Genomic DNA, 3,739 nt, shown 5'->3' with positions numbered 1-3,739 from the left:
CCGCCACGGACTCCCCCACCGGCTGAGGACCGGACTGAGCCACGGACTCCGAGACCACCGCCTCGGCACTGACCGACGAAGCGAGGAAGTTCGCGATGTCCTCCAACGTCCGCAGCTCGGCGACAACCTCCGGATCCACGTCCTCCGACACCGGATACGCCTCCTGCAACGCACCCAGAATCTGCACCCGCTTGATCGAATCGATCCCCAGATCAGCCTCGACATCCATACCCGGCTCCAGCATCTCCACCGGATAACCCGTCTTCTCCGCCACCGCCCCCAACAACGCCTCCATCACACCGGAGACAGGAACAGCGGGAACCGCGGGCTCCGGCTCCACCACCGCCACGGGCTCCGGCTCCGGCTCCGGCTCCGGCCGGCTCTCCGGCTGCGGCTGCGGCTGCGGCTGCGCAGCCGGCGCCCCCTCCCCCCGCAGCGCGTCCAGCAGCAAGCGGGTGGACCGCTCGTGGGCCGCGCCGATGGCGGCGCCGTGTTCCCGGATGAGCCGTACGGCGGCTTCCGTGTCGGGATGGGAGCCCGCGCGGACGGAGTCCTCCAGGGCGCGGACGGAGGCGTGCACGGTGTCGGCGTGGGCGGTGAGGATCTCCGCCTGGAGGCCGAGGCCCTCGCGGAGCACGGTTTCGACGCCGGTCCCGCTCCCGGTCCCGGTCTCCTGCCGCGGGGGTGCCGAGGCGAGCGCCAGGGGCTGGGACAGGGCGTCGCGGTAGGCCGTACGGCGTTCCTCGGTGACGTAGTTGATGCCGCGCAGCGGAATGCTCATGCCCTTGCGGACGGGCTCGTCCGGGACGGGGGCGACATGGTCGTCGAGGCCGGTGAGGGGCAGGCCGAGGACGGCGAGTTCGAGGGCGGCGCGCTTGAGGGCGAGTTCGCCGTCCTTGGCCGGTCCGCCGTCCACGGCGAGCGTGACGACGTCGGTGCGGCCTTCGAGGATGCGGTCGACGAGGTCGGTGAGGACGCGCTTGGGGCCGAACTCGACGAAGACGCGGAAGCCGTCGGCGTACATGCGCTCGATGCCCGCGACGAAGTCGACGGGGTGCAGGAGCTGGTCGACGAGGGTGCGCCGGTTGGCAGCGGCGTCGGTGCCGTAGGAGGAGCCGGGCGCGTTGGCGTACACCGGGATGGCGGGGGCGCCGAGCGCCGTGCGCTCCACGGCTTCGCGGAAGGCGTCGGCGGCGTGGGCGACGAACCCGGTGTGGAAGGCGGCGGAGACGGGCAGCCGGGTGGCGCCGATGCGGCGGCCGGAGGCGTCGGCGACCAGCCGTTCGATCTCCTCGGTGGGGCCGCCGACGACGATCTGGCCGGGGGCGTTGATGTTGCAGATGGCGACGTTGCGGTAGGTCGCGATCAGGCCTTGCACGTCGGTGAGGCTCGCCCGGATGGCGGCCATGGCGCCGGGGTCGAAGTCGGCGGGCGCGTTGTCGGGCGGGGCCATGGCCCGGCCGCGGGCGCGGGCCAGGGTGGCGAACTGCTCGTCGTCGAGGGCGCCGGCCGCCCACAGGGCGGTGAGTTCGCCGAAGCTGTGGCCGATGGCGCCGTCGGGGCGGAAGCCGAGTTCGCGCAGCCAGGCGTACTGGCCGGAGGCGAGGGCGCCGATGGCGGGCTGGGCGTAGTCGGTGCGGCGCAGGGCCGTCTCCTGGGCGCGGCGGGCGGCGTCGGTGAACGCGGGCGGCGGGAAGACGGTGCGGGCGAGGGTGTCGGGGCCCTCGGTGAGCTGGTTGGCGCGGTCGAACGCGGCCCGTACGGGCGGCAGGGCGAGGGCCGCGCCGCGGCCCATACCGACGTACTGGCTGCCCTGTCCGGCGAAGACGGCGGCGGTCTTGGCGCCGGCGGGCAGGGCGGTACGGCGGTAGGTGATCCCCTTGGGGTGCTGCCAGGACTCGGCGTCGGGGCGGGCGCGCAGCAGCTCGACGGCGGTGGCGCGCAGTTCCTCGAACTCGGCGTCGGTGCGGGCGGCTATGCCGAGCCGGGCGTGCTGCTCGGGTATCGGGCCCTCGTCGGGGCCGGCGCCGTTCTCGACGCGGGCGGCCAGTGCCTCGGGTCCCGCGGCGTGCCACAGGCCCCAGCGGACGACGGGGCCGAGCACCTGGGCGTCGCCGCCGCGCGCCGGGTCGTGCTCCTCCAGGACCATGTGGAAGTTGGTGCCGCCGAAGCCGAAGGAGGAGACGGCGGCGCGCCGCTTGGCGCGGGCCGGGTCCGCGATCCAGGGACGGGCCTCGGTGTTGACGTAGAACGGGGTGCTCGCGGGGTCGACGGCGGGGCTCGGGTGCTCGACGTTGATGGTCGGCGGCAGCACCTTCTGGTGCAGGGCGAGGGAGAGTTTGATGAGGCTCGCGGCGCCCGCGGCGGCCTTGGTGTGCCCGATCTGCGACTTGACGCTGCCGATGGCGGCGTAGCCGTGGTCGTCGGTGCCGGCGGAGACCACGGCGGACAGGGCGGACAGCTCGGTGTGGTCGCCGACGGCGGTGCCGGTGCCGTGCGCCTCGAAGAGTCCGACGGAGCCGACGGGGACGTCGGCGTCCTCGTAGGCGCGGCGCAGGGCGAGCTGCTGCCCCTCGGCGCGGGGCGCGTAGATGCTCTTGAAGCGGCCGTCGCTGGAGGTGCCGATGCCGCGCAGCACGGCGTAGACGCGGTCGCCGTCGCGTTCGGCGTCGGCGAGCCGCTTGAGGGCGAGCATGCCGATGCCCTCGCCGATCAGCGTGCCGTCGGCGGACTCGTCGAAGGGCCGGATGAGCTGGCTCCTGGAGAACGCCGGGGTCTTGCTGAAGCACATGTACATGAGGATGGTGTTCTCGGCGTCGCAGCCGCCGGTGATCATCAGGTCGGCGCGGCCCTCGATCAGTTCGCTGACGGCGAGTTTGACGGCGGCGAGGGAGCTGGCGCAGGCGGCGTCGACGGTGCAGTTGGTGCCGCCGAGGTCGAAGCGGTTGGCGATGCGTCCGGCGACGACGTTGCCGAGCATGCCGGGGAAGGAGTTCTCCTCCCACGGGATGTACGCCTTCTTGAACCGCTCGGCGATCTCCTCCGCGTCCCGCTCGCTGAGGCCGACGCTGCGCACGACCTCCTTGAGGACGGGTGTCTGCAGGCGGGCGGAGAGCGGCTGGGTCAGCGAGTTGGCGCCGGTGACGCCGAGGACGACGCCGGTGCGGGAGGCGTCGTACCAGTCGGCCCGGTCGGCTCCCGCGTCCCGCAGTACGTCGCGGGCGACGGTGAGGGAGAGCAGCTGGAGGATGTCGGTGACCTCCAGGGTGTTGGGCGGCAGCCCGAACTCCATGGGGTTGAAGGCGATCTCGGGCAGGAAGCCGCCGCGCCGGACGTACGTCTTGTCCTCGGCGGACGGGTCGGGGTCGTAGTAGTCCTCGGTGTTCCAGTGCGAGGCGGGGACGTCCTCGATGCAGTCGGCGGCGTCCACGATGTTGTGCCAGAAGGCGCGCAGGTCCCGCGACTTGGGGAACAGGCCCGCCAGCCCGACGATCGCGATCGGTGTCTCGGCAAGACGTGGGTAGCGCACGATGGTCCTCCGATGGTCCTCATGGGTCCTGCGTGTCGGGTGCGGCGGGGGGTGGGGGCATTGGGCTCTGCGGTCAGCCGCCGGGGCGGACCGCCGCGCCGGGTCTGACGGGCTGCGGCGGTGCGGCGAGCAGGGTGGCGAGGGCGGTGCCGGTCGCCGGTTCGCCGAGCATCGTGTAGTGGTCGCCGGGCACGTGCCGCAGCCGCAGGG

At 73.3% G+C, this 3,739-nt stretch carries 1 protein-coding gene; it reads right to left on the bottom strand.

Translation table 11 applies throughout. The annotated features are described in order from the left end of the window. Positions 1-3,529, bottom strand: a 3,529-nt coding sequence (locus tag CCN42_RS24125) for a type I polyketide synthase (protein ID WP_245877444.1), incomplete at its 3' end; no start/stop codon positions are given. Positions 3,530-3,739 lie beyond the last annotated feature (210 nt).

The sequence above is a fragment of the Streptomyces glaucescens genome, assembly GCF_002154375.1.
Taxonomy (GTDB): Bacteria; Actinomycetota; Actinomycetes; order Streptomycetales; family Streptomycetaceae; genus Streptomyces; species Streptomyces glaucescens.
This window is presented reverse-complemented; position numbering and strand designations above follow the sequence as displayed.